The organism is Jiulongibacter sediminis, assembly GCF_001306455.1.
GTDB lineage: Bacteria > Bacteroidota > Bacteroidia > Cytophagales > Spirosomataceae > Jiulongibacter > Jiulongibacter sediminis.
In genome coordinates this window covers 468,439-492,604 of the sequence record NZ_LGTQ01000005.1, presented here as the reverse complement: position 1 = coordinate 492,604, position 24,166 = coordinate 468,439, and the positions used below count along the sequence as shown (strand labels likewise).

The following is a 24,166-nucleotide window of genomic DNA, read 5'->3' as shown; positions in this document are numbered from 1 at the left end:
TTAAGCAGATTAAATCACTAAGGAATCAACCCGGAATGTAAAAACCGGATTTTCAGAAAGACCTAAAAAGTGATTTACTGCGGTGGGTTAAGCACATCATTGAAGAACAGGTAGTAGTACCCGTTAGTGTACTCTAAAGGCTGTAAAGAAGTAAGATATTTAGTAACCGTATTTAACTGAAGCATATTCTGTACCACTGGCAGACATATACTCACAAAACCGGAACCTAAGGTTAATTTAGGAAGGCGTTCGTGGTGATGGGATGCATCCTCATGATCTGAGGCCGGATTATAGTGCATCCAGAGAAATTCAGCGAAACTGATATCGTCCCCTATTTCTACTAAATGCTCCTGATAATGCTCTATGAGCTCGTAGACTTTTGAAATCTCAGACATAGCAAGCCCCCTCGGGAAAAAGCTTTCTCCCACAAAGAGAAGGGCAAGAGCCATTGCGATGAATGATTTCATTTTACAATACTAATTAAAGATGCCCGAATAAGGAAAACGAGCACCTTTATTTTTGATGTTAATTATTCAATGCTCCCTGATCTATCCATTGTTTGAAGGCCATGATCTGGCAATCCGACAATTTTGAACCAACCGGCATTGCCGAATAGCCTTGTTGCTGAGCAATACTACCATACAGTCGACCATTATCGACATAAGTTTTCACGTTGGCGTACGAATTCAGGTTTACTCCGCCAGAGGCAGAACCGCTGGTGTGACAACCTACGCAATAGAAATCAAGAATGGGATTGATGTGATTGCTGAAACTTATCTGAACGCTGTCCGGCAAAGTACCGCCGGTACTTGAGCTGGTGTTACATGAGATGTTTTTAGCACCCTGATCTATCCAGTCTCCTATAAGCTTTATTTGAGATGCACTCAATCTACTTTTGGGAGCAGGTGGCATGCGATCCTCTCCGGTATCATTAAGCACTCTGTAAAGTTTGCTTTTGGAGGCATTTCCTGCTGTTACGCCTTTTCTCACAATTTTATCATAAGAAGTAAGGTCGTACCCATCTCTTTTGGACTGACTATCATGGCAGCCGCTAGTAGCACAATTACTTACAATGAGGGGTAAAATTTGAGTATCGAAACAGATTTCTCCATTCTCATTCGTAGCCGCCGAGCCGCCCGTACCGCTCAAAAGGTCGCAGATAGCCGTACCCGTATCAATGGTTGAAGCTGAACCAGTATTGGTAGTCCCGGTCACATTTTCCGGATTAATTACTCCACCTTTTTCATAAAGGCAAGAAGCCAGAAGCATGGCCAAAGCCAATACTAATATTTTGTTTTTCATGAGTCAATTTATTGTTAATAGAAAAGCCGTCCGCTCTTTAGTTTCAGGAAAGCTTATTGTACACGAATTTTGATTTCACACTGATTTCTTTGGCAATTTTGGTGATCACTAAAGAGGGAATTTCAATGTTATAATCCTCAGGTTTAATGAGGTAAGCGGCTTCAAGAATTAATTGGTCTCCATTCACCGTTAATGTACCCTCCAGATTTACTTTCTGAGCTTGACCATGAATAACTATATTTCCTTGGCCCGTAACCTTGTGTTTGCCGTCCTTAGAGAAATCAATTTTCTCAAGAATTTTACCCGAAAAAACAGATTTAGGATACTTCTCGCTTTCCAGGTAGTTTTCATTGAAATGCTCCTGCATCAACTTATTCGGAAACTCAAAATCAATGATATTCATTTTTACCGCCAGTGAACCGTCTTCGGTGTTGATCAGGCTCACCACTTTGGTGTTCAGAGCTGAAATATCCTCCATCGGTGTTTCAGAGAAAAAGGAGGTTTCTCCATTCTTACAGATGTATTTCTGAGTGTAACCAGTCATGCTGATGATGATCAGCAAGAGCGTAAGATTTGTTTTGATTAATCTATTCATAATGGATAAGTTTTAGTGTTTTTCTTTCTTGTCGAAACTGAAAATTCTTGAAATATTAAAACCGTAATAAAGACCACCTTTGAGCCATTCATCTTGGGTATCACCGATGAATTGTTTCTCAATCATGCCTCTTGAATTTGAAATGTGCAATTGAAAAACATGGCCACCGGTTTCTATATCAAAACCCAGTGAAAGGTTATTTCTAAAAGCAGGATCCCGCTCAAAACCGTTACCGATAAGGTTATTGGCTACATAAAAGTACTCGGCGTTGAAAGTTGTTCTTTTTGAGAGTTTTAAGCGGCCGCCTACTCCCATTGCATAGAGTGTGTTGGCGTCTATTGGCGTTTCTGTTTTATTGCGATGAACCACCGTAGGGTTGACCTCCAGTGACAATCGCTCACCAAATTTTCTCGCGATCATCAGCTGGCCCACGTAGCTCTGACGCTCCAGATTGTTGAAAAATTGCATCGTCGGCGAGGTATCCATTGTATTGGTAGAAACCGAGACTAAAAGTGTTACCGTTACCGGATTGAGAAGCCCCTTTGTCTTTTGATGGAGGAATCGGTATTTTAGAAAGTAATCATACTCTTTCAAATAGCTGCTTCTGCCCGCTCCTATCATCAAATCGTCTGTTATTCCATATTCCAGACCTATTCTAATTCTCGACTCATCCAAACCAAAAAGATTATTATAACCCGAGTTAAGCGTACCGAAACGGTGAGAAATCCTGAAGTCCAGGTGATTTTTAGCTACCGTTTCTATCGAGTGCCCATTTATAATTCGGGTTGATTTGAAAGTTGCAGTTATGTTTTGTGCCTGATCTGGTGAAATTTCATCAAGTTCCCCCAGAAGGTCATCCACATCTTGAGCATGAAGGTGTCTAAAGCCAAACAAAAGAATAAACAGTGTCAGTTTACCCGTATTTTTCAAGACTGATTTCATGTATTTAATTTCTATTTATTTTAATAGTCACATGCGACCCCTGCCAGACGCAGGCAGGTTTGATGACTGAAATATTCATTCTCCTGTGTGAATAATGATTATTTCAATCATGTCGGTTTCATTGAGATTATGATATTGTTAGTACAGATCCGTTTTGAGAAACATCATAGGTGGTCAGGCCTTTGCTACCGGTAGAATTAAGCCCGCTGCCTGTGTTACTGAATCTGGCTCCGTGAGCTGAGCAGTAGAATTCCCCATTTCTGTAAACCACTTTCTTCTGCCCCTCATGACTGCAGATTCGAGTGACGGCGGCATACTGGCCACCACCGATATTGGCTACCACGATATTCCCTAAAATGACATATCCGCCATCTGAGAGTAAACCGGCATTAGCGGCATCATTTAGATCCAAAGTATTCGTGGCACCGGAAGGGCCAACAATTTCGTTTACGCAAGAGCTTAAATAAACGGCCATTAATGCCGACCCTCCGAGACCTAAAGACTTTAGGAATTGCAGGCGGCTAATGTTTTCTGCTGATTTTTCCATTTTTTGTCGTTGTTTGGATCAAAGACGAAAATGGAATGTATTATCGTTGGGTGATTCAAATCATTTTAAATGAATTTCGAGCCCTGCGGAAAAAGAAAGCTCCCTACTGAAGGATTGAAAGTACTCATTATTAACACGATAGGTCAAATTTCTCATATAACCAATTTCTGAAAGTAGTTTCCAGCCGGGGTAAACTTCGAGCTTAAGACCCGTTTGTAAGCCACCGCCTATTGATAGGTTACTGATACTAGTGAAGCTATCCGTTCTGAGTTCAAACTCTGAGCCATCTGACTCGTAAACCTCCAGACTAACGGAATTCTTCAGGGGTCTTTGAAGATATAAATTAAGCCCTGCATAACCAGTCAATTGCCGATAATAGCCCAAAAATTTCACATCTTTCAGCATATAATCATAGTTTAACTGTAGTGGGATGTTTAATTCATACTCGCGGTTATCATAATGAGACTCAATTTCAATGTGTGAAAACTCAGAGGCAGGATGGAGCAACTGATCATTTGGGATCACCAAATTCCCAAGCGGAGAACGATAAATATACTCGTAAGTGCCATTGACCAGTTCTGAGTTAATTCTAGTTCTACCATCAGGACTTAAAGCGTATTCCACAACATCAAAGTTCAAACCAGTCTTTATCCATAGTCGTGGTGATAGACGCACTCCGGCATATATACCTCCGGTAAAACCGTGATTACTACCAAAGCTACCTTGCTTGTTATTGAGAACTAGTTTACCATTTCTTAAATCCCCTGCGACCTGATAAAAAATACGCTCTTTTAATGGGATATGCTCTTTTAGCTCTCTCTTTTTCTGTTTATGGTTGGGGATATCAACTTCTGTCAAAGTGCGGTTCGGCCATTGAATGTCAATCAAAGAAATATTGAGGGGACTTTGTTTCGGGAAGGAACTCCACCGATCCCTCAGAGGCCCCAAGTGAGACGAGGCAACCTTGACTTCTTCTTCTTCAGTTCTTTCATCTGTGGATTTATTTTTTGTCTCAAAACTATAATCTTTTGAGAGGTACTCCAGAACTCTTTCTCTCCACTCCGGGTGCTCTAGAGCAAAATCCAAGTCTTTCTGAGTCAATCCCGAAGAAGATCTTGTTTTCATTATTTTAGTCAGGTAAACAGTATCCGTTTGGTAGAGGGTTATATATTTTACAACAGTATCGACAGGTGACTGAGAAATTTGAGATTGACTTTCGGAATCGAAATTTTGACCTTTTTGGGTCCCTTCGGCAACACTTTTTGAATCATCATTCCACAAAAAATAAGCAAGAGAGCCAAGCAGAAATGCTGTCAATAGGACAGACAGATTTCTGTAACGATTTTTTAACCGTACTGCATCCTCAAGGCGTACTTTGGCGATACCCCCTTTTACGGCCGCCCAGCTATCAGCCGGAACAGCGGGTTTGTACTCATTAAAGGCCTTTCGGAAGGCCTTATCCAGCTCATCCTTTTCTTTCATCCTCGTTACAGTAAAGATTTAATCATCCAATAACTTTTAATTTCGATTTTAAGATTCGTCGGGCGTCGTGCAGGTTAGACTTGCTTGTTCCTTCTGAGATATTGAGCATTTGGGCTATTTCATGATGCTTATAACCCTCAATAGCATATAAATTAAAAACCAAACCATATACTCTGGGCAACCCTCTTATGAGAATCATTAAATCCTCAGCAGCCAGAGCTTCCAATACATTTACAGAGCTATGATCTGCTTCAAGACCGGGCCTTACCGCCTCATCTAAACTCTGAATTATTTCTTTTCTTTTTCTTAATTCGTCAATAGCCGCAAACACCGTCATTTTGCGTAACCAGCCCTCAAAGGAACCTTTGAAATTATAATCTTTTAACTTTGAAAAAAGCTTCACAAATACCTCCTGCATTAAATCTTTAGCTTCTTCATTGTCCTTCATATACCGCATGCAAACCGAAAAAACTAATGATGCATAGGCATCAAAGAGTATCTGAAAAGCAATTTCGTCGCCTTTCTGAGCTCGCTTTATAGTATCTTCGTTAACGGACAAAAGAGGTTGTTTTGAGGGTTAATCTTCAGACGGATGCCAATACAAAACAGTTGGGTTGTTTCCACAATTATCATGACTAACATCATTATTACCTAGATTTGGGTCAATTTTAATCTCTTCAGGGTGCATGGAATTACCCAAAATAAGCATACTTATAGCCCTTAGAAATGAGGAAAAGAATATTCCTCGATTGCTCAACTCAATCGATCAATTGGAGTCTAATGGATATGAATTTGAAATTTTACTGGGAAATGACCTATCGGAAGATTCTACGAGCAAGCTGATACACGAATATGCTTACAAGCGAACCTTTGCAAAAGCTTTCGACGTACCGGAGGACACCAGTAGCCAAAAGGGAAAAGCCAGAGTTCTGGCTTTTTTAGCCGGTAAGGCTAAAGGTGAGTATTTGTTTTTCACCGATGCAGATATTGAGCTTCCTGAAAACTGGATTCCATCAATGATGAATGGCTTTCAAAAGAAGAATATGGGAGTGGTCATTGGGATAACAGGAATGAAGGCTGAATCCGCCAATATGGCCCTCCAAAGTATGGAATGGCTTACTGTTTTATACATTTTACATCTGCTTTCAAAAATCAATTTCCCCGGAACAGGAATGGGAAATAACATGGCGCTGAGTAAAACAGCTTACGACTCCATTGGCGGCTATGAAAACCTTCCTTTTTCTATTGTTGAGGATTATACTCTCTTTAAAGCCATTATTGATAAAGGATTTGGCTTCGCTCAATTATTTGATAAAGACTCACTGGCTTATACTCTACCACCCGAAAACTTTTTGGTGCAACGCAAGAGATGGTTAAAGGGGGGCTTTCAAAGCGGTAGTTTCTTACTTATACCCGCTTTACTTCAAACCCTATGGCTGCCGCTGCTAATTGCTTTCTACTTTTTTGCCAAAAGCTTATTACTACCTGCCTTTGCTCTTCAAATCGTAGTTCTTGGTATTTTGACGGTATTTTGGACTTCTAAAATCAAAGAAGTCAGACTTCTGAAATACCTTCCACTTTTTGTAGTTTATCTGCCATTTTCATGGTTTTTGATTGGTATTTATACCCTATTACCAGGTAAAATAAGATGGAAAGGAAGGGATTATTGAAAGCTGTTTGAGTTTAAATAGATTGCCTATTTTTGCTACACAATCATATGAGGCATGGTTTTCGTTTTTAACATTCAGCATGCCATTGGCTTTCTAATAATATATGAAGAACATTTTTCACTCTGAGTGCCCTCTTTGCTCCTCAAAAGAGCTTTCAGAGACAATTTTGGTCAAAGACCATTCCATCAGCAAGGAAACTTTTGATCTGGTGACCTGCCAGAGCTGCCAGTTTACGTTTACACAAAACCCTCCTTCACCAGAAAATGTCGGGCCCTATTATATCAGTGAGGATTACGTTTCACACTCAGATAGCAAAAAAGGGTTGATCAATTCCATCTATCATAAAGTGCGAAGCTTTATGCTTCAAAAGAAAGCAGGACTTGTGAAGAGCAAGTCTAAAGGCAATTCAATTCTGGACATTGGGAGCGGTACCGGGTATTTCCTGAACACAATGAAAAATAATGGTTTTAAATCCCGGGGAGTTGAAATCAATGATCAGGCCCGCGAGTTTTCAAAAGACAAATTTGGACTGGACGTCGTTTCTCCAACTTCTTTTTTTGAGCAGCCAGCCAGTAAGGAATTTGATGTGATTACTCTCTGGCATGTTTTGGAGCACCTTTACAATCTGGACGAATATATGTCACAGATTAAGGCCTCTCTTAAAGATGATGGCACGTTAATCATTGCGGTGCCCAACAAAGACTCTTTTGATGGACAATACTATGAAGAGGATTGGGCGGGTCTGGATGTTCCACGTCATTTATGGCATTTTACTCCGACTTCAATGCAGGTTTTAGCCAAAAAGCATGGATGGGAAATTAAGGAGCATCGGATTTTACCGTTTGACTCCTTTTATGTGGCTCTGCTGAGTGAGAAATACAAGAAAAATATGTTTGAAACTATCAAAGGTTTTCTGGTAGGAGGAGTTTCGTGGCTAAATGCTATCTTTAATTCAAAGAAAGCCAGCTCTGTCATTTATGTTCTTCAAAAAGCCGCTTGAAACCATTCAAAGCATTCAGGATTTCACACTGAAACCTGAAGATTTTAAACACAAGACTCACCTCAGGTTGGCTTGGGAGCTTCTTTGTGAGAACGAAGCTGCTAAAGCGGTTTATAAAGCTTGCGAACTACTCAAAGCCTACACTAGTCATTTAGGAGTTGCGGACAAATACCACCAAACATTGACTGTGGCCAGCATCAGAACCGTCCGACATTTTATATTGAAATCAAAATCCTCTGATTTTGAAGAGTTTTTGAGCGAGTTTCCTATTCTGGAAAACAATTTCAAAGGTTTAATTGAGCAACATTACAGTTTGGAGAGGTTCACTCATGAATCAGCAAAAAAGGAGTATTTAGAACCTGATTTATTGCCGTATGATTAAATACCAAACAACACGCCTTCTGCCTGAAGCAAACTTCTCGATTTGGGGAATTTTCTTTGTTTCTTTTTCAATGTCAATTCTCGCCTGTCAAAACATAAAATTCGAGACTGGTGAAGAAAATCCTTTATTTGAGGAAATATCCAATTTCTCAGAAATTGACATAAACATAATTGACTCCATATACCTTGAGAATCTGGAGTCAAAATATCAAGACATTCCCGATTTGAATTCCGCCACGGTCAAAGAGCTTTTTGAGGGTTATAATCAACCGGAAACAGAGATTTATCAATATGAACACATCTCTGATTTCCTCAAAATTGATAGTTTAAAAGGAGCGGATAGCCATGAAGCCTACACCCAGTCCCTTGATATCGGAATGATACGGGATGCCAAAGCCTTCAAGATTGGGATCGCTTCATTAGGAAATGATAAGAAAGGAGCACTGTGGGGGATCTGGTATTCTTCATACGAGGCCTGCCCCTATTATCATGGATTAGATCTCTATCTCTCTGTTTTTGAAAATCAAAAACTAAAAAGGACTTTTAAGGTTGGTTCTAATTTCTCCTCGGTTGATCCGCCCGTAGCCGTCTACAACCCAATCAGCTCAACTTTAAATGGATCTGAACTCATAATAAAATTGGAATCGAACGAAATTGACCTGATGGAAGACGGCAGGGAAGAGATTGTAAAGAATCAAACTCAAATCAATGACTATCAGCTCTAAACAAACTTCTTCCACCTGAAATAAAACCATAAACCAATGCTAATCAAAGCCATAGCTCCTAAGGCGTAGAAATAACCGTTCGGGTTCTCAAGCTCAGGCATATTTACAAAGTTCATCCCATAAAGCCCTGCGATGAAGCTCAAAGGCATAAAGAGAACCGTAAATACTGTCAAAGTTTTCATGACAGAGTTCATCTTATTACTCAGTGAAGCATGATAGTTATTCATAATACTATCCGCCATTTCGCGGTAGCTGTCAAGGGTTTCCAGTGTCTGAATTACATGGTCATGAACATCCCGAAGGTAAACATTCACCTTATTTCCCACCAGTTCTGAATCTTCTCTGATCAGAGTACCAATAATATCACGAAGAGGTAAAATGTTTCTCTTCATGAAAGCCATTTCCTTTTTGAGATTATAAATCTGATTTTGATGTTCAGCCTTAGGGTCATTTAAAACATTGGCTTCCAGGGTTTCGAGTTTCTCTGTCAGTTTTTCAAGAAGTATGTAATAATGATCGACAATGAGATCAATCAGTGCATAAAGTAGATAATCGGACTCAAACTTTCTGATTCGGCTCGTCGCTTGTTTAATTCGCTCATGAATAGCTACAAAGATGTCCGTTTGATCCTGTTCCTGAAATGAGACCAAAAAGCTTTTGCCAAGGATAAGGCTGATTTGTTCTGCTTCTATTTCAAGGTTTTCTTCATCGAAATGAAGCATTTTAAGGACTACAAAAAGCTGATTTTCTTCCTCAAACAGTTCAATTTTGGGCTTTTGCGTAGTATTTAGTACGTCTTCCAGCAAGAGTGGATGTAGCTGATATTTCTTGCCAATATGCTCAATTACGGCCGGCTCATGAACTCCATCCACATCAAGCCAGCTGAGGCGGTCATTAAAATCGGGTTTAAGATCATCTAGCTGCTGAATCATGGCCAGATCACAGGTTTCCTGATTATAAACGGTAAGCTGAATAAGGGTCTTTTCAAAAACTTCCTTCCCGATATAGGTTAAGCTCCCGGGAGCTGCAAATGGCTTCTGTTTTGGCGTTTTGAGGCGATTTTTCTTTTTTCCCATCAGCAAAATAGTTTGTAAACCTGACTAAGATAGTTAGTTTCTGAAGAAGGTAAACAACCTTAATTGTAGAAACCAGAGTTGAAGTTGACCAGAAATACCTCTTTTGCACCTCGTGTAACAGCTGTATATAACCATCTCAAATAATCATGGTCAATCGTGTTATTTGGAATATACCCCTGATCCACAAAAACGGCCTCCCATTGCCCACCTTGTGATTTATGGCAGGTCAAAGCATAGGCGTATTTGACCTGAAGAGCGTTGAGATATTGATCAGCAGCAAGTAGTTCAGCCCTCTCTTTTTTTGATTTTACCCAGAAATAATCCTTCAAAACCGAGTCATAAAGCTGTTTATTTTCTTCTCTTGTGAGGTTGGGTGAATGTGAATTCAAAGTATCCAAAATGATCATGGAATCAAACTCCGGATCGTTTGGGTAATCCACCAGTTTCATACTAACATGCTGGAAACGAAAGCCGTGCATTTCTTCCTCCCGACCCAAATGAGTAACCTCAGCAAATTCGCCGTTGGCAATAAAACCTGCCTCTGAACCTTCTTCAATGACTGTATAATTGTTTTTCACAACCATCAGAATATCACCAATTTCAAGCTCGTTTTCTAAAGAATGAATGCGGTTTCGGATGTACTGATTATACTGTACCGCATTCTTATTTGAACGAGTAATTACCGTGCAGTTTTCCTGTCCATATTTATCATAAGCATACCGTAACCCATCTTCAATACGCTCTGAAGTCATTCGGTAAATATCCTTAAAAGCCTTTGTGTCAAATTTTACAACCGGTTTATCATCAGAAAGTGACTCTCTTATTTTGGTAGCATTGGCTAATATTCCAGAGTCTTTTTGTTGGCGGGTAACTTCCGTGAGTGAATGAACCATCACATCAGAAAAATACTGATTCGACAAATGCTCAGCATTTAAGGCCGGACTGTACTCCATACCAATCGGTGGCAGCTGAGCCTCGTCACCGATAATCATTAACTTATTTTCTTCTCCTTCAAAAACATATTCAATGAGGTCATGAAGAAGACTGTCTCGACCAAACTCCCTTCGATCGGCAATCATGGAAGCCTCATCAACAATGAACAAAGTGCCTTCATGATAGTTTTTTTGACGTTCAAAAACGAAGTTCCCAGAGTAACTATCTTCGGTCTGTTTGTAAATTTTTTTGTGAATGGTCTGAGCTTTTCTTTTCGAATAATTCGCCATCACTTTTGCTGCCCTTCCGGTAGGAGCAAGCAATACTGACTTCCAGCCAAATTTGGGCAGCACCTTGATTAAGGCACTCACAAAGGTGGTTTTCCCGGTACCTGCATAACCTTTAAGTACAAAGATATGGCGATCTTTATCTTCATTTTTTAGAAAATCATCCATCAGGCTAAACAACTTGGCTTGCCCAAAGGTGGGCTCGTGTTTAAACTTTTTAAGGAGTAATTGATATGGATTAATGATTTCTTCAGCCATTTTTAGGAATTCACTATAAACAGGTCGCCAAATACGCTAATTTTGATCGAAATAAGTAGAAAATGACAGACAACCTTCAACAGGAAATCGCCCGAAAGTACGGAAACAAAATACGGGTACGAGTTTGTGGTTGTCTGCTAAAAGATGGGAAGATCCTACTGCTTCGTCATGAAGGAATTGGGCCAAAAGGACATTATTGGAATGTCCCCGGAGGTCAACCCGAAAAAGGAGAATCATTGAAAAAGGCTCTTTTGAGAGAGTTTGAGGAAGAGACCCATTTAAATGTAAAAATTGGCGGGTTACTTTGCCAGAGAGAATTCATTCAGCCTCCTTTACATGCCATTGAGTTCTATTTTGAAGTCAGTTTTTTGGGCGGGGAAGCAAAACTTGGTTCAGATCCTGAAAACGTAGTAATCCTTAGTCAGCTTAAATGGTTTTCCGAAGCTGAATTTGAGCAAATTGACCCTGAAAGTAAACCTGATTTTTTAAAGGAATATATCCAGTTTGGTTAACGAAAACATGCATATTGAGGCCAGTTACTCGGTCAAAGACGATCGTTTTACCATTGAGCAAATACCTGATTCTCAATTACTCATAGAAATAAGCGATTCATTCTTACATTTTAGCATTGCCGACTCTCAGAATCGAATTGTCTGGCTTGAGGATTTCCCACTTTACCCGCAAAGTAAACTCAAGCGTATCCAACAATTGTTCAGTGATCATCCGTTACTGAGCGTGAGGTTCTGGAAAAAAATAAAAGTTCTGCTTCATAGCAGTAAAAAGTGTTTTGTTCCGGCTGATATCAATGAGGAACAAGCATCTCAAATTCTGCAAACTCTGTTCAAAAGTAAATTTGAAAGTGTCTTAATCTCAAAAACCAAGGAAGGCTCATTTGCTTTTGAAGCGGAAGAAGAGTTAACAACTTTTCTTCAGGAATTCTATCCGGAGAGGGAGCCTGAAATAGTTCTCGCTGAAAGTGAATTAGAAGAGAATACTTTGATTTTTCACCAGTTTGGTTTGAGTTTGTTTCTTTTCAACAGAGGAATGAACAGCTATTATGCATCGTCTTATGCTAATACCATTCCTATCCTAAAGGAAAAGGAGATTCAAAACTTCAAAGTCATTGGTGAGGTAACTGCTTATGCCTTAGAGTTCAAACAATTGGCAGCCCAGTTTTCTTCAGTAGCCTTGGCTGATAAAGTACCCGGACTTACTTTCTCTCAATATTTTCAGGAATGTCCCATACACCGCTATTATCTACTTTTTGCTGCCGCAAAGCCAAAATAAAGTAAAATGTCAACCAAATATAAATTAAGCGACCAGCAAGTGTCCACTTCATTTTCAGAAGAGTCCGTCATTTTAAACCATACTAAAGGCACATATTACAATCTCAATGAAGTAGGTACACTGATTTGGAATGTCCTTCAAAAACAGGAAGCTGATGCTCCTTTTCTAGCTGAAAAGGTGGCGGAGGAATATGACGTATCTGCACATGAATGCCTTCCTGATATTCAAAGTGTTCTAGATGATTTAGTGAATGAACAATTGGTTGAAAAAATACAATAAGCTCGGTATCAGAGAACGTCAAACACTAAAAAAGGCGATATTACAGCTTATTTGGGTTTATTTGAACCTACGTTTTCGCTCATTTGAGAACTTCAAAAAATGGTTCAAAAACTCCCTTAAAGATGAATCAATTCAAGATGACGAATTGCTTTCTGCCTCTATTTCAAAAGCCTCCATCATTTATCCGGGTATGTTCACCTGCCTTCCTCAGGCACTCGCTTTCAAAAAAATGAAAGGAAAAGCGTCTGAATATAAATTAGTTATTGGAGTACAGCCTGGAGTAGCAAAACTCGATGCCCATGCCTGGATTGAGAAAAAAGGCGAGGTTTTAATTGGCGACGTTCCTGATTTCAACTATTTACCTCTTTGGACATGGGAATAAATAGCACAACATATAAAGCATTCGGCCTCTGTATTCAAAGCGACCCAGACCTTTCAGATATGCTACCTATGATCTGCTCTGAAAAGGCAGATTTATTTATTTCTGAGACCACGATTCCGCCAAGATCATACGAAAAAACACAGGTTTTCAGAAAAGATACGCAGGCAGAAATCAATATAGATTCAGAAACGGTCCGCCTTCACTGGCCTTCAATTGCCACATTTGAAATAACTGAAGGGCAAGAAATTCGTTATCAATCTTATTGCGACGAGCCCCAAACGTTAAAACTTTTTCTTCTGAGTGAAGCTATAGGAATAGCTTTGTTTCAACTAGGCTTTTTCATGCTTCATGCCAGTGCAGTTAAAATTAAAAATAAGGCTCATCTTTTTTTGGGTGAACCCGGAGCTGGAAAGTCCACCATGGCCACTGCTTTTTGGCAGGCCGGATTTCCTGTTCTGACAGATGACCTGGTTGCTCTGAAAATTGAGCAAAATAACATTACTCTTCTACCCGCATTCCCTCAATTCAAAGTTTGGCAAAATGCCCTTGATGGTCTTAGAATTGATCTCAAAAATCTTAAACCATCTTTTGAGGGTCGTGACAAGTATTTGATAACCCAAGATTTCGAGAAATTTGAGAAAAAAGTCATCGATATTGCTCAAATCAACATTCTCAACCTTGAGGAGTCAGGCGATTTACCAACTTTCAAAGCTCCAATAGAGTTTTTGAAACATTTTCCTTTGCCAAATCAATTGCTATCCGGTGCTCTGATCAGAAGCCATTTCCAGGATTCCATTACCTTATCGAAAACGGTCAAAATCAATCTATTGAAACGCCCTGAGGGATTTGAAAACCTTAAACACTTTGTAGAGCAGTATGCGGCCCAATGCTAAAACGGAATTTCTGCTCGACAGCATTCGGGCCTATTTGCTAAAACAACCTTTAGCACATAACCACTTTGGGGCTTTACAAGACCCTGATCTGCTCAGGTTTATTAATTTTCATGGTTTGGAGCCTTTGGTTTTTCAAACGATAAAGAAATTTGATCTCAAACCACCCACTGCCTATGCTGATAAACTGGAAACTTTCGGTTTGAGCCAAGCTGCTATGAATCTGGTCCTTCAAACAGAGCTTTTAAAAATCAAACAGGCTTTTCATCAAAACCACATTCACATTGAGGACTTTAAGGGAATTCGTTTCAGTAACTTCCTTTACAATGAAAGTATAAGGGCCGGTGGAGATCTAGACTTGATTGTTGACAGAGTAAATCTGGTCAAAGCTTTAAATATTTTTAGAGACCTCGGATTTGATTTGAATGTTAAAAAACAAAGAAACAGTTTGGGAGAAGTTAGCTTTGAAGAATTAAGAGATGCTCATGGACAGGTTGAGCTCCCATTGATCAAAAATCAGACACACGTTGATTTACATTGGGGCCTGCATTATCCTTTTCTTCCATACAAAATGCCTTCAGACATCCTTTTTCATGATGATCTGGATGAAAAAGAGAAAATATTTTGGATTTTACTTACACACCATGGTGCTAAAGAGTTTTGGCTTCGACTTAAAAACCTAATGGATCTAGGTGCCTTCATTCTCAAAGTTGATGAAAATTTTGACTGGCTGACCACTGTAGGAAAGTGTAAAGAATTCGGGTATGATAGAGCCTTCAAAAATGGCCTTTATTTGATTGAGAAGAACCTCAAAATTGAACTCCCGAGAACGCTTACAAATAGTATTGGAAGTAGAAGTCATTCCTGTGAAAAACATGTTGTAAGTTTTTGGAACAAGGGAAATCACTGGGGAAAGTCTTTCCCGCGATTAGCTTATGAACAGATTCTTATAAAGTCTCAGGATCACGGCTTTAGCAAATGGAAATACCTTAAAAGGGTTTTTGAAGCCTATTCAGAGCCAAATCCCATTGAAAGCAAACGAATCATCAACTTCCCAAAGCGATTCAGAATCCTGAACTTTATGAGCAAAATTTTGTCTTATCTAATAGAAAAAACCTTCAGGCGTTAAGCTAGCTTTGTTTGCCTATGGCTTCCATAAAATTTGATTATAAAACCCAAATTCCGCTGTTACCCAATGAACCTGGGATATATAAATATTTTGATCATAAAGGGACCATAATTTACGTTGGAAAGGCCAAAAACCTCAAAAACAGAATAAGCAGCTATTTCTATAATTTTGATCGGGCCGATCGGAAAACGAAAAGACTGGTCATGAACATTCATAATCTGGAGTACACCGTTGTACACTCCGAATATGATGCTCTATTGCTTGAAAATAACATGATAAAGGAGCTTCAGCCGAAGTTCAACATCATGTTAAAAGATGATAAAAACTACCCTTACATCTGTGTAACCAACGAACGTTTCCCCAGACTCGTTAAAACCCGTCAGATAGACGACCGTAAAAAGGGTAAAATGTACGGACCATACGTGAATGTGAAGGCCATGCACGCCTTGCTGGATATGTTTACCCAGCTTTACACCATTCGTACTTGTAAATATGTACTATCAGAGGAAAACGTGGCCGCCCACAAGTTTAAACTCTGCCTTGAGTATCATATTGGCAATTGCCTTGGGCCCTGCGAGGGTTTGCAAGAAGAAAGCGATTACCTGAAAGAAATAGAACAGGTTCACCATATTTTGAAAGGGAACATTGCACCTGCAAAGGAGTATTTTCAAGAAAAAATGGAGGAAGCTGCAATCTCAATGGCTTTTGAGAAAGCTCATGAGTTCAAGCAAAAGCTGGAGTTTTTACAGAACTACCAGTCAAAAGCAACAGTAGTTAACCCCTCAATATCAGATGCTGACGTTTTTGGAATTCAATCAGATGCCGATGCAGCCTATATCTGCTATCTGAAGATTAGCAATGGTACGATTACACAAACACAAACTTTCGAGGTTAAAAAGAAATTGGAAGAACCCGATGACGAAATCCTTGAAAAGGTAATGTTTGAGGTGCGTCAGAAATACGAAAGTAAAGCCAAAGAAATCTTCAGTAATATTGAGCTGGATACCGACTTAAAAGCACAAGTAGTAGTCCCGAAAATTGGTGACAAAAAGAAGTTAATTGAGATGTCGCTTCGCAATATCATGTACTACAGGCATGAAAAAGCGGAGCGTGACGCCATTGCCAAAAGTGGAGCAACCAATAAGCGTGACCGTGTTCTGATCAAATTAAAGCAAGACCTACAGCTGAAAGAATTGCCCCGGCATATTGAGTGTTTTGATAACTCAAACATTCAGGGAACCAATCCCGTAAGTGCCATGGTGCTTTTCAGAAACGGTCAGCCGAGTAAAAAAGAATACCGGCATTATATCCCGAGAACGGTAACTGGGCCTGATGATTTCGGTACCATGAAAGAGGTGGTTTTCAGAAGATATAAAAGGCTACTTGAAGAAAAAGAAGACCTGCCTGATCTTATCGTAATTGATGGTGGAAAAGGACAGCTATCTGCGTCAGTTGAAGCACTGAAAGAGCTTGATTTATATGGAAAAATACCAATTATTGGTATTGCTAAAAGACTGGAAGAAATCTACTTCCCTGAGGATACACTCCCCCTCTATATTGATAAAAAATCGGAATCATTAAAATTGATTCAGAGGGCCCGTGATGAGGCTCACCGCTTCGGTATTACACATCACCGAAATCGAAGAAGTAAAGGATTTTTGATAAGCTCATTAGAAGGCATTCCCGGAATAGGGAAGCCCACGGCTACTAAAATTTTGAAGCACTTTAAAACCATCCAGAATATCAGAAACGCATCTGATGATGAGCTTATTGAAATTCTGGGTAAACACAAAACCAAAAAAATAAGAGACTTCTTAAAAGAAGCAGAGTAAAAACCCTCCTTTTGATTTACACCTAAATGTCTAAGAAAAACTCTGGAAAAGCAGGATAAAGAACTATTGCACCCCTAAAATCTCAATATCAAAAATCAGTGGAGAATTTTTAGGAATAGAACCTTGTTTCATGCTTCCGTAACCCAATGCTGAAGGGAAAATAATAGTGCCTTGCTCACCGGTTTTAAGCTGAGCCACTCCTTCGTCAAAACCACGAACTACCTGACCCGCTCCTAGTACAAAACTGAAACTTCCGCTATCAAACTCTTTGTCATTCAGTAAGCGACCAGCATAAGCTACAGTTACGTAGTTTCCTTTTGAAAGAGTTGTTCCGGAAGGGTTTTCTTTGGTAACAGCGACTCTCAGACCAGATGAGAAGCTCTCTGAAACCTGAAGATTCTTCGCCGCTATATATTGATCTATTTGTTCAATTTCTGTTCCGCTGAATTCACTTTTTTCGCAGGACAAAAAGGCTGTAAAACATAAAGACAAGAAAAGTAATCGTAGTTTATTCACTTGTAAAGTTTTTTTAGGACAAAGATGCCTGTTAAAACAAAAAGAGCAACCCTAGGGGCTGCTCTTTTACTATTCTTTTGCCAGAGAAAGATTAATATCTTCTTCCTCCACCGTAACCACCACGGTTACCACCGCCGCCAGAACGCTCACCTCTCGGCTCTGCTTTCTTCACAACGATAGTACGGCCATCCAGTTCAGATTCATTCAAAGCTTGAATTGCTTCAAGAGCCTCATCATCATTTTCCATTTCCACGAAACCAAACCCTTTAGATCTTCCTGTTTGGTTGTCCATAATAACTTTAGCAGAATCTACTGATCCAAACTCTTCAAATGCTTCTCTAAGACCTTCATCGTCTGTATTGAAGCTTAATTTTGCAACAAAAATGTTCATTAAATATAATAATTAGTAAAAAATGGAGAGCAGGACCTATTTGATAGGTTTAAAGGAAATTGATTCCAGAAATGCTATAAAACAAATAATACTCTTTACGGCGGCAAATGTACATTAATTAATAATAGGTTGTTAGAAAGTTTCATTTAATCATAATTTCTTAATGTAACTTTCATCACGTATTCCTTTTCAGGCAGTTATGATATTTGTTCTATCAAAAACAAAGGAAATAAAATGAACGTAAAAGAATTAATAGAGCAAAATAGAGGAACCATCGTTGATGTAAGAACGCTAGGTGAGTTTCAAGGTGGTCATGTAGCAGGTTCCAAAAATATTCCATTGAACGAAGTACCCTCAAGAGTTGAGGAGTTCAGATCATTGGAGGCACCAATTATCCTTTGCTGTGCATCGGGTAACAGAAGTGGTCAGGCCACAGGTTATCTGTCAGCTCAGGGAATAGAGTGCGTAAATGGCGGTAGCTGGTTAGATGTAAACTACTACCAGTCTCAATGTTTAAGTAACTGATAAGGTTAGGGTTGATATTCTGAGAGGTCGTTTCTTCTGGAAACGGCCTCTTTTTTTGTTCACAGTGTGACACATATCACTTTAAGGCTTGGTATAATACAATAATATTGTACAATACTTCAATATTTAAATCTTATCAAAGCCCTATGAAAAGTCATTATCAGGTGTTAGTTATTGGTGGCGGAACCGCTGGTATTATGGTTGCTGCTCAATTGAGAGAAAAAGACAGAAACTTAGAAATCGGACTCATTGAACCAGCCGACACCCATTATTATCAACCTGCCTGGACGCTGGTTGGAGCTGGTACTTACGATTTTAAAAGCACGGCACGCCCAATGAAATCCTTGATTCCTGCCGGAGTTGACTGGATTAAAGACTACGCAGAGGGTTTCGATCCTGAAAAAAATACGGTTAGCACAAAAAGCAGTGGAAATATCACCTACGATTACCTCGTAGTAGCCCCGGGACTTGTCTATGACCATTCGCTAATACCAGGTCTCGCCGAGGCTATTGATAAAGGTGTGGTTTGCAGTAACTATACTGATCCTGAACATACCTGGAAAGTTATCAAAAACTTCAAAGGTGGTACAGCCGTATTTACACAACCGGCGACACCCATAAAATGTGGAGGAGCTCCGCAAAAAATCATGTATCTGGCCGATGACCACTTCAGAAAGTCGGGTGTAAGAAGTAAAACTGATATCGTTTTCGCCACTCCTGGTACCACCATCTTTGCAGTACCTGAAATTAAGCAAACCTTAATGGAAGTGGTTGACAGAAAAGACATTAACCTTCGTTTCTTCCATAAATTGGTTGAGATAGATGCTGAAAAGCAAATTGCATGGTATGAGGTCACCAAAGAAGTAGAGACTGGCGGTTGTGTGGTTATTGAAGATTCAAAAACTGACAAAATTGACCAGAACATTCAGTACAATTATAAAGATGTCAAGGTTGAGGTAGAGGGTAATAGATTTGGTATTCATTATGATATGATGCACCTGGCTCCGCCACAAACTGCTCCTAAGTTTATTATGAACTCACCATTGGTAAATGATGCAAAGTGGCTCGATGTAGATCATAAAACCATGCAGCATAATAAGTTCAGAAATATCTTCGGACTAGGTGATGTGGCAGCTCTACCAACAGCAAAAACTGGTGCGGCTATCAGAAAGCAGGTTCCTATAGTGGTTGATAATGTGATGACCTTAATTGAGAGTGATAAAATTGGCGAAATGGCCTACAACGGTTACTCTTCATGTCCACTTGTTACTGGTTATGGTAAAATGGTCTTGGCTGAGTTTGATTATCAAAATAATTTCATACCCGATCCAAAACTTAAGCAGATGCTTATTTCAGACTCGTCAAAAGAGCATTGGCGTCTATGGATGTTGAAAAAATATATGCTCCCTTATCTGTATTGGAACAAAATGATGAAGGGTCAAAATGTTTAAATAAACCTCATACACTTCCTCAAACGGGCCAGACTTTACAGTCTGGCTTTTTTTCTGTCGTTTGCAGAATAGTATGCTTAGTTTTGTAAGAGAGCCTGAGAACTTAAGACTTGGTTTAATCAAACACGCTATAAATGAACCTTCACGTGATAGACGCCGGCAATTTCAAATTAGATGGCGGAGCTATGTTTGGGGTGGTACCCAAAACTTTATGGTCAAAAAAAATACCGGCCGATGACCTAAACCTCTGTAGCTGGAAAATGCGTTGCCTGCTTATCGAAGATGGTAACAGGCTCACACTCATTGATACCGGAATGGGCAACAAACAGTCCGAAAAGTGGCTTGGCTACTATTTCAGACATGGAGAGGGCGACTTAATTCCATCGATTAGAGAAAAAGGGTTTCATGAGAATCAGATAACCGACGTTATTCTTAGTCATCTTCATTTTGATCACGCCGGAGGGGCCGTTCAATGGATTGATCACAAAGACATACTCGAACTAACCTTTCCAAATGCCCGGTACTGGACACACTCTGATCACTGGAAATGGGCAACAAACCCTAACGACCGCGAAGCTGCCACATTTCTCAAAGAAAATATCATGCCCCTGAAGGAGCATGGAGCTCTTTATTTTACTGATGCAAACCAGAATGACTTACCACCGAATATTGAGTTTTTAATGGCTGACGGGCATACAGAAAAAATGCTGATGCCTTTGATCAATACCGGTAATCAAAAGGTACTTTTCATTGCTGATACCATACCCTCACACGCCCATATTCACATCCCTTGGGTTATGGGTTATGATGTCCGGCCACTCGAGACTATGAAGGAAAAAAAGTTAATTCTGGACCGATGTGTTCAAGAGAAATGGCTTTTGTACTTTGATCATGATCCTTTTTATGAGGTTTGTCAAATTGAAGAAACAGAAAAAGGCTATCGCCCCCTCAATGAAGGCACACTTCATCAACATTTAATTCAATAATATGTTTGTAGAGGCCATTGAAAAGGCAAAGCAATTTACCCGCCCTATTCACACCATAAGCAGGTTGTTTAAAAGCAAAGAGATTCTTCCGGGTGCTGCTACCCTGTTTTTTGTCAATGAAGAAGGCTATGCTCTTACCTGCAAACATGTTGTTAATTTACTTCTGCAAGCCGAGCAAATCAATAAACGTTTTAGCTTGATTAAGTCTGAAAAGCATGCCTCTGAGGGCGAGATTGAAAGAAAATATAAAATCAACAGGACTCAGCCGCTTCAATTAAAAAACACTTTTGTAGACTGCGTTGACAAATTACAAAGTTTCACAACTCATGTTCATCCAAAATACGATTTGGCCATCATCAAATTCAATGGTTTCGAGAAACTAATGGTGAACGAGTTTGCTGTTTTCAAAAAAGATGCAAATGAAATCAAACAAGGCAAGTTCTTGTGTCGCTTAGGTTATCCATTTCCTGAGTTCAATAATTTCAAATACAATGAAGCTCAGGATGATATTCAATGGACCAGCCAAGGGAATCGGCAATCTCCCAGCTTCCCTATCGAAGGAATGGTTACCCGGTTTCAGCTGGATCAGCAGCGTTTTAAATACGGAATAGAGTTAAGTACTCCCGGATTAAAAGGCCAAAGCGGTGGACCACTTTTCGATGAAAACGGAGTGGTTTGTGGCATGCAAAGCCGAACTAAGCATCTTCATTTGGGTTTTGACCTGGAAAATAAAGAGATTTTTGCCGCCGGTAAAAAGAAGAAAATCAATGATTATTCATTTATTCACCTCGGAGAATGTATCCACGTTGATGTTATCAAAGATTTTTTACGCCAACATCATGTAAGTTTTAACGAAACCTGATGAGGTGGTTCATCGTCATATTGGTTTGTTCCTGCAGTTTTGCCAAAGGGCAAACTTACCGTTATCTCGTCCGTTTCACCGATAAAGCTGGCTCACCATATTCGGTCAGTAACCCATCAGCCTTTTTATCTCAAAGAGCTATTGAAAGACGAGGGAAACAAGGAATTCAAGTCACTGAAAATGATTTCCCACCTAATACTAATTATTTAGATAGCCTAAAGTCCAAAGGTGTATTGGTTATCTACCCTACTCGTTGGCTGAACGGAGCTTTGATACAGGGCACCGAAGCTCAAAAAGACAGCATTCTTCAATTATCCTTTGTTAATGCGGTTGAATTTAACACGCCTCTGAAGCAGGTTAGAAAGGCCACAAGAGAAAGTAAATTTTCCATTGAAGAAACATCATCATTGAATTACGGCGATGCCTCCGCTCAGATCAACCTTCTAGGTGTTGATAGTATGCATAATGCTGGTTTTTACGGAGAAAATATGTTAGTCGCAGTCATGGACAATGGCTTTCTTAATGCCAACACAATTGATTGCCTTGACACACTTTTTAGCAAAAATCATGTTCTTGAAATTTACGATTTTGTTGATAAAGACAGTAGTGTTTTCTCCGATGGTGGTCACGGCACTAATGTTTTAAGCTGCATGGCTGGATATGTGCCAGGTTCATTAATAGCACCGGCATTCAGAGCTGACTATGTCCTTTTCAGAACAGAGGATGATTTTTCGGAATCTAAAGCTGAGGAAGTTTATTGGCTCATTGCCGCTGAACGTGCGGACAGCCTTGGCGTTGACGTCATCAATACATCCCTTGGCTATAGCACTTTTGATAACACTGCTGACAATTATTCCACTTCTGATATGGATGGAAACACCACCATCATCACCCGTGCGGCAGATTTAGCCGCTTCAAAAGGAATGGTCGTTGTAAATTCAGCAGGAAACTCTGGTGGTACTTCATGGAACATCATTACAGCTCCAGCTGATGGTGATTCGGTTTTAGCGGTAGGTGCAACAACCCGAACAGGTGAAATTGTTGGTTTCAGTTCGCGAGGTCCGGCAACCGACGGAGCCTTTAAACCAGACGTGATGGCTGTGGGTCGGCAAACAGCCCTCTGTTTTACCAATAACACCACAGGTACCAGTCAGGGAACATCTTTTTCCTCGCCACTAACGGCCGCCATGGTCACTGGTTTCTGGCAAAGCAGACCTTACCTTACAGCCTTCGAGGTTTTGGAAAGTATCCGAAAATCGGGTGACCAATATTTCACACCGGATAATGATTACGGTTATGGAATGGCGAATTTTGTCAGAGCTTATCATACAGCTGAGAGCAATTTCCCAATACGCTCTTTACAGGCTCTTGACTCTATCAAAAGTGTTGGCCTGCTTCCTTCATCAAAAGGGAAATTAAAGTTTTCTTTTGCCAATAATCTGGTAGGAAAAGAACTACGAATTAGCATTATTAACCTTCAATTGAAACAAACTATTCACCAAAATTCCTTTGTTTTAACATCCGAAAATCATGATGAAGAAATTGCAAGTAATGAAATCTTGCCAGGCGTCATTCTTCGCATTGAAAACGTCACAGAAGCAAAAACAGAAGCAATTTTCAGATTTTAATGACTTATAACAAAAAAATAGGATTGTGCCTATCCGGTGGCGGAGCCCGTGGTTTTGCTCATCTGGGCGTTCTTCAGGCCTTTGATGAATTAGAAATACCGATTGCCAAGATAAGTGGATCAAGTGCAGGTGCTTTTGCTGCCTTTTTTTATGCTGCGGGTTATTCGCCTTTTGAAAGTCTGGAAATCATCCAGAAAAGAAATTTTTGGAGTTATGCCGCTTTTAGGCCCGGAAAAATGGGTTTTATGTCCCTGGCCAAAACAAAGAATATTCTCGAGCAACTACATTCTAAAAACACGTTTGAAAGCTTACGAATTCCCGTTGCTGTCTGTGCCACCAATATCAGCAAGGGAAGAGCCGACTTTTTTACCCAAGGCAAGCTTTCAGAGCCCGTCATTGCCTCGGCCGCCGTTCCTGTAATTTTTAAGCCAGTGAAAATTAATGGGGATTTATACCTTGATGGTGGCTTAAGCAATAATTTACCTTTAGAACCTCTTGAAGACTGCAACTACAATATCGCCGTTAATGTTACGCCATTTCATCCAAGATTGCCGGTAAAATCCATGAAATCGGCAATTCTCAAAGCCGTTTATATTTCTTTGGATCAACAGACCCGTGAAAGAGCGGCTAAAGCCAACCTTATTATAGAACCCGAAGGAATTATGCGATTTGACGGTTTTAAACTGAAAGAGGCGGAACCATTATTTGAGACGGGCTATAAAACAGCCTTAAAAATCCTGAAAGAAGTGGATTGGTCGGCCATTTAATATCAATCGTCCGAATTATCCTCCGGCATTTCGCATCTTGGCA

At 39.9% G+C, this 24,166-nt stretch carries 28 protein-coding genes; 17 read left to right on the top strand and 11 right to left on the bottom strand.

What is annotated here, in order from left to right; all coding sequences use genetic code 11:
• Window positions 1–74: 74 nt before the first annotated feature.
• From AFM12_RS02155 to AFM12_RS02125, 7 genes are all read right to left on the bottom strand, one after another.
• Window positions 75–467, bottom strand: a complete 393-nt coding sequence (locus AFM12_RS02155; RefSeq protein WP_055143632.1) for a hypothetical protein — start codon at window positions 465–467, stop codon at window positions 75–77.
• 58 nt (window positions 468–525) lie between these two features.
• Entirely contained in the window at window positions 526–1,302 is a 777-nt protein-coding gene (locus tag AFM12_RS02150; protein WP_055143631.1) for a c-type cytochrome domain-containing protein, read from the bottom strand.
• Between the two features lie 43 nt (window positions 1,303–1,345).
• Complete coding sequence (locus tag AFM12_RS02145; RefSeq protein WP_055143630.1) at window positions 1,346–1,897, bottom strand: YceI family protein; 552 nt, start codon at window positions 1,895–1,897, stop codon at window positions 1,346–1,348.
• Window positions 1,898–1,909: 12 nt separating this feature from the next.
• Complete coding sequence (locus AFM12_RS02140) at window positions 1,910–2,839, bottom strand: DUF5777 family beta-barrel protein (RefSeq protein WP_055143629.1); 930 nt, start codon at window positions 2,837–2,839, stop codon at window positions 1,910–1,912.
• 127 nt (window positions 2,840–2,966) lie between these two features.
• Window positions 2,967–3,386 (bottom strand): Rieske (2Fe-2S) protein, encoded by a 420-nt coding sequence (locus AFM12_RS02135; protein WP_055143628.1) that lies wholly within the window; start codon window positions 3,384–3,386, stop codon window positions 2,967–2,969.
• Window positions 3,387–3,446: 60 nt separating this feature from the next.
• Window positions 3,447–4,868 carry a hypothetical protein gene (locus AFM12_RS02130; protein WP_055143627.1) on the bottom strand — a complete coding sequence of 474 codons (1,422 nt, stop codon included), beginning with the start codon at window positions 4,866–4,868 and terminating at the stop codon, window positions 3,447–3,449.
• Window positions 4,869–4,890: 22 nt separating this feature from the next.
• The gene (locus AFM12_RS02125; RefSeq protein WP_082391158.1) at window positions 4,891–5,427 is read right to left on the bottom strand and encodes an RNA polymerase sigma factor; all 537 of its coding nucleotides are present in this window, start codon (window positions 5,425–5,427) and stop codon (window positions 4,891–4,893) included.
• A 127-nt stretch (window positions 5,428–5,554) separates the two neighbouring features.
• Here AFM12_RS02125 and AFM12_RS02120 point away from each other — a divergent pair, with 127 nt between their 5' ends.
• The 4 genes from AFM12_RS02120 (at window position 5,555) to AFM12_RS02105 (ending at window position 8,644) form a co-directional block, all read left to right on the top strand.
• On the top strand, window positions 5,555–6,538 hold the full coding sequence (locus AFM12_RS02120; RefSeq protein WP_055143625.1) for a glycosyltransferase: 984 nt from the start codon (window positions 5,555–5,557) through the stop codon (window positions 6,536–6,538).
• 103 nt (window positions 6,539–6,641) lie between these two features.
• Window positions 6,642–7,538 (top strand): class I SAM-dependent methyltransferase, encoded by an 897-nt coding sequence (locus tag AFM12_RS02115; RefSeq protein WP_055143624.1) that lies wholly within the window; start codon window positions 6,642–6,644, stop codon window positions 7,536–7,538.
• The gene (locus tag AFM12_RS02110) at window positions 7,516–7,920 is read left to right on the top strand and encodes a hypothetical protein (protein ID WP_055143623.1); all 405 of its coding nucleotides are present in this window, start codon (window positions 7,516–7,518) and stop codon (window positions 7,918–7,920) included. The genes AFM12_RS02115 and AFM12_RS02110 overlap by 23 nt, the downstream gene beginning before the upstream one ends.
• Window positions 7,913–8,644: a hypothetical protein gene (locus AFM12_RS02105; protein WP_055143622.1), complete on the top strand. Its 732-nt coding sequence runs from the start codon at window positions 7,913–7,915 to the stop codon at window positions 8,642–8,644. Before AFM12_RS02110 ends, AFM12_RS02105 begins: the two co-directional genes overlap by 8 nt.
• Here AFM12_RS02105 and corA read toward each other — a convergent pair.
• Complete coding sequence (gene corA, locus AFM12_RS02100; RefSeq protein ID WP_055143621.1) at window positions 8,641–9,720, bottom strand: magnesium/cobalt transporter CorA; 1,080 nt, start codon at window positions 9,718–9,720, stop codon at window positions 8,641–8,643. The genes AFM12_RS02105 and corA overlap by 4 nt on opposite strands.
• A gap of 59 nt (window positions 9,721–9,779) precedes the next feature.
• Window positions 9,780–11,198, bottom strand: a complete 1,419-nt coding sequence (locus AFM12_RS02095; RefSeq protein ID WP_055143620.1) for an ATP-dependent DNA helicase — start codon at window positions 11,196–11,198, stop codon at window positions 9,780–9,782.
• 62 nt (window positions 11,199–11,260) lie between these two features.
• Between AFM12_RS02095 and AFM12_RS02090 the strand changes: the two genes are divergently transcribed.
• Genes AFM12_RS02090 through uvrC form a run of 7 tightly spaced genes read left to right on the top strand, consistent with a single transcriptional unit; the run spans window position 11,261 to window position 16,997 of the window.
• Window positions 11,261–11,710, top strand: a complete 450-nt coding sequence (locus AFM12_RS02090; RefSeq protein WP_055143619.1) for an NUDIX domain-containing protein — start codon at window positions 11,261–11,263, stop codon at window positions 11,708–11,710.
• 7 nt (window positions 11,711–11,717) lie between these two features.
• Window positions 11,718–12,485, top strand: a complete 768-nt coding sequence (locus tag AFM12_RS02085; protein WP_055143618.1) for a DUF3822 family protein — start codon at window positions 11,718–11,720, stop codon at window positions 12,483–12,485.
• A 6-nt stretch (window positions 12,486–12,491) separates the two neighbouring features.
• Entirely contained in the window at window positions 12,492–12,764 is a 273-nt protein-coding gene (locus AFM12_RS02080) for a PqqD family protein (protein ID WP_055143617.1), read from the top strand.
• Window positions 12,736–13,146 carry a lasso peptide biosynthesis B2 protein gene (locus tag AFM12_RS02075; protein WP_055143616.1) on the top strand — a complete coding sequence of 137 codons (411 nt, stop codon included), beginning with the start codon at window positions 12,736–12,738 and terminating at the stop codon, window positions 13,144–13,146. The genes AFM12_RS02080 and AFM12_RS02075 overlap by 29 nt, the downstream gene beginning before the upstream one ends.
• On the top strand, window positions 13,137–14,039 hold the full coding sequence (locus AFM12_RS02070) for a phosphoenolpyruvate carboxykinase (ATP) (protein WP_055143615.1): 903 nt from the start codon (window positions 13,137–13,139) through the stop codon (window positions 14,037–14,039). Before AFM12_RS02075 ends, AFM12_RS02070 begins: the two co-directional genes overlap by 10 nt.
• A complete protein-coding gene (locus AFM12_RS02065; protein WP_055143614.1) occupies window positions 14,023–15,165 on the top strand; it encodes a nucleotidyltransferase family protein in 1,143 nt (380 codons plus the stop codon). The genes AFM12_RS02070 and AFM12_RS02065 overlap by 17 nt, the downstream gene beginning before the upstream one ends.
• A 17-nt stretch (window positions 15,166–15,182) precedes the next feature.
• Complete coding sequence (uvrC, locus tag AFM12_RS02060) at window positions 15,183–16,997, top strand: excinuclease ABC subunit UvrC (protein ID WP_055143613.1); 1,815 nt, start codon at window positions 15,183–15,185, stop codon at window positions 16,995–16,997.
• Window positions 16,998–17,060: 63 nt separating this feature from the next.
• Here the strand turns inward: uvrC and AFM12_RS02055 are convergent, their stop codons facing one another.
• Window positions 17,061–17,513 (bottom strand): FKBP-type peptidyl-prolyl cis-trans isomerase, encoded by a 453-nt coding sequence (locus AFM12_RS02055; RefSeq protein ID WP_082391157.1) that lies wholly within the window; start codon window positions 17,511–17,513, stop codon window positions 17,061–17,063.
• A 91-nt stretch (window positions 17,514–17,604) separates the two neighbouring features.
• A complete protein-coding gene (gene rbp / locus AFM12_RS02050) occupies window positions 17,605–17,904 on the bottom strand; it encodes an RNA-binding regulator (protein WP_055143611.1) in 300 nt (99 codons plus the stop codon).
• 234 nt (window positions 17,905–18,138) lie between these two features.
• On the opposite strand from rbp, the gene AFM12_RS02045 reads away from it, so the two are divergent.
• From AFM12_RS02045 to AFM12_RS02020, 6 genes are all read left to right on the top strand, one after another.
• Entirely contained in the window at window positions 18,139–18,429 is a 291-nt protein-coding gene (locus AFM12_RS02045) for a rhodanese-like domain-containing protein (RefSeq protein ID WP_055143610.1), read from the top strand.
• A 146-nt stretch (window positions 18,430–18,575) separates the two neighbouring features.
• On the top strand, window positions 18,576–19,880 hold the full coding sequence (locus AFM12_RS02040) for an NAD(P)/FAD-dependent oxidoreductase (RefSeq protein ID WP_055143609.1): 1,305 nt from the start codon (window positions 18,576–18,578) through the stop codon (window positions 19,878–19,880).
• Between the two features lie 134 nt (window positions 19,881–20,014).
• A complete protein-coding gene (locus AFM12_RS02035) occupies window positions 20,015–20,866 on the top strand; it encodes an MBL fold metallo-hydrolase (RefSeq protein WP_055143608.1) in 852 nt (283 codons plus the stop codon).
• Between the two features lies 1 nt (window position 20,867).
• Window positions 20,868–21,728, top strand: a complete 861-nt coding sequence (locus AFM12_RS02030) for a S1 family peptidase (RefSeq protein ID WP_055143607.1) — start codon at window positions 20,868–20,870, stop codon at window positions 21,726–21,728.
• Window positions 21,728–23,356, top strand: coding sequence for a S8 family serine peptidase (locus AFM12_RS02025; protein WP_055143606.1), 1,629 nt, complete (start codon window positions 21,728–21,730; stop codon window positions 23,354–23,356). Before AFM12_RS02030 ends, AFM12_RS02025 begins: the two co-directional genes overlap by 1 nt.
• Window positions 23,356–24,123, top strand: coding sequence for a patatin-like phospholipase family protein (locus AFM12_RS02020; RefSeq protein ID WP_055143605.1), 768 nt, complete (start codon window positions 23,356–23,358; stop codon window positions 24,121–24,123). The genes AFM12_RS02025 and AFM12_RS02020 overlap by 1 nt, the downstream gene beginning before the upstream one ends.
• Window positions 24,124–24,166: the final 43 nt, after the last annotated feature.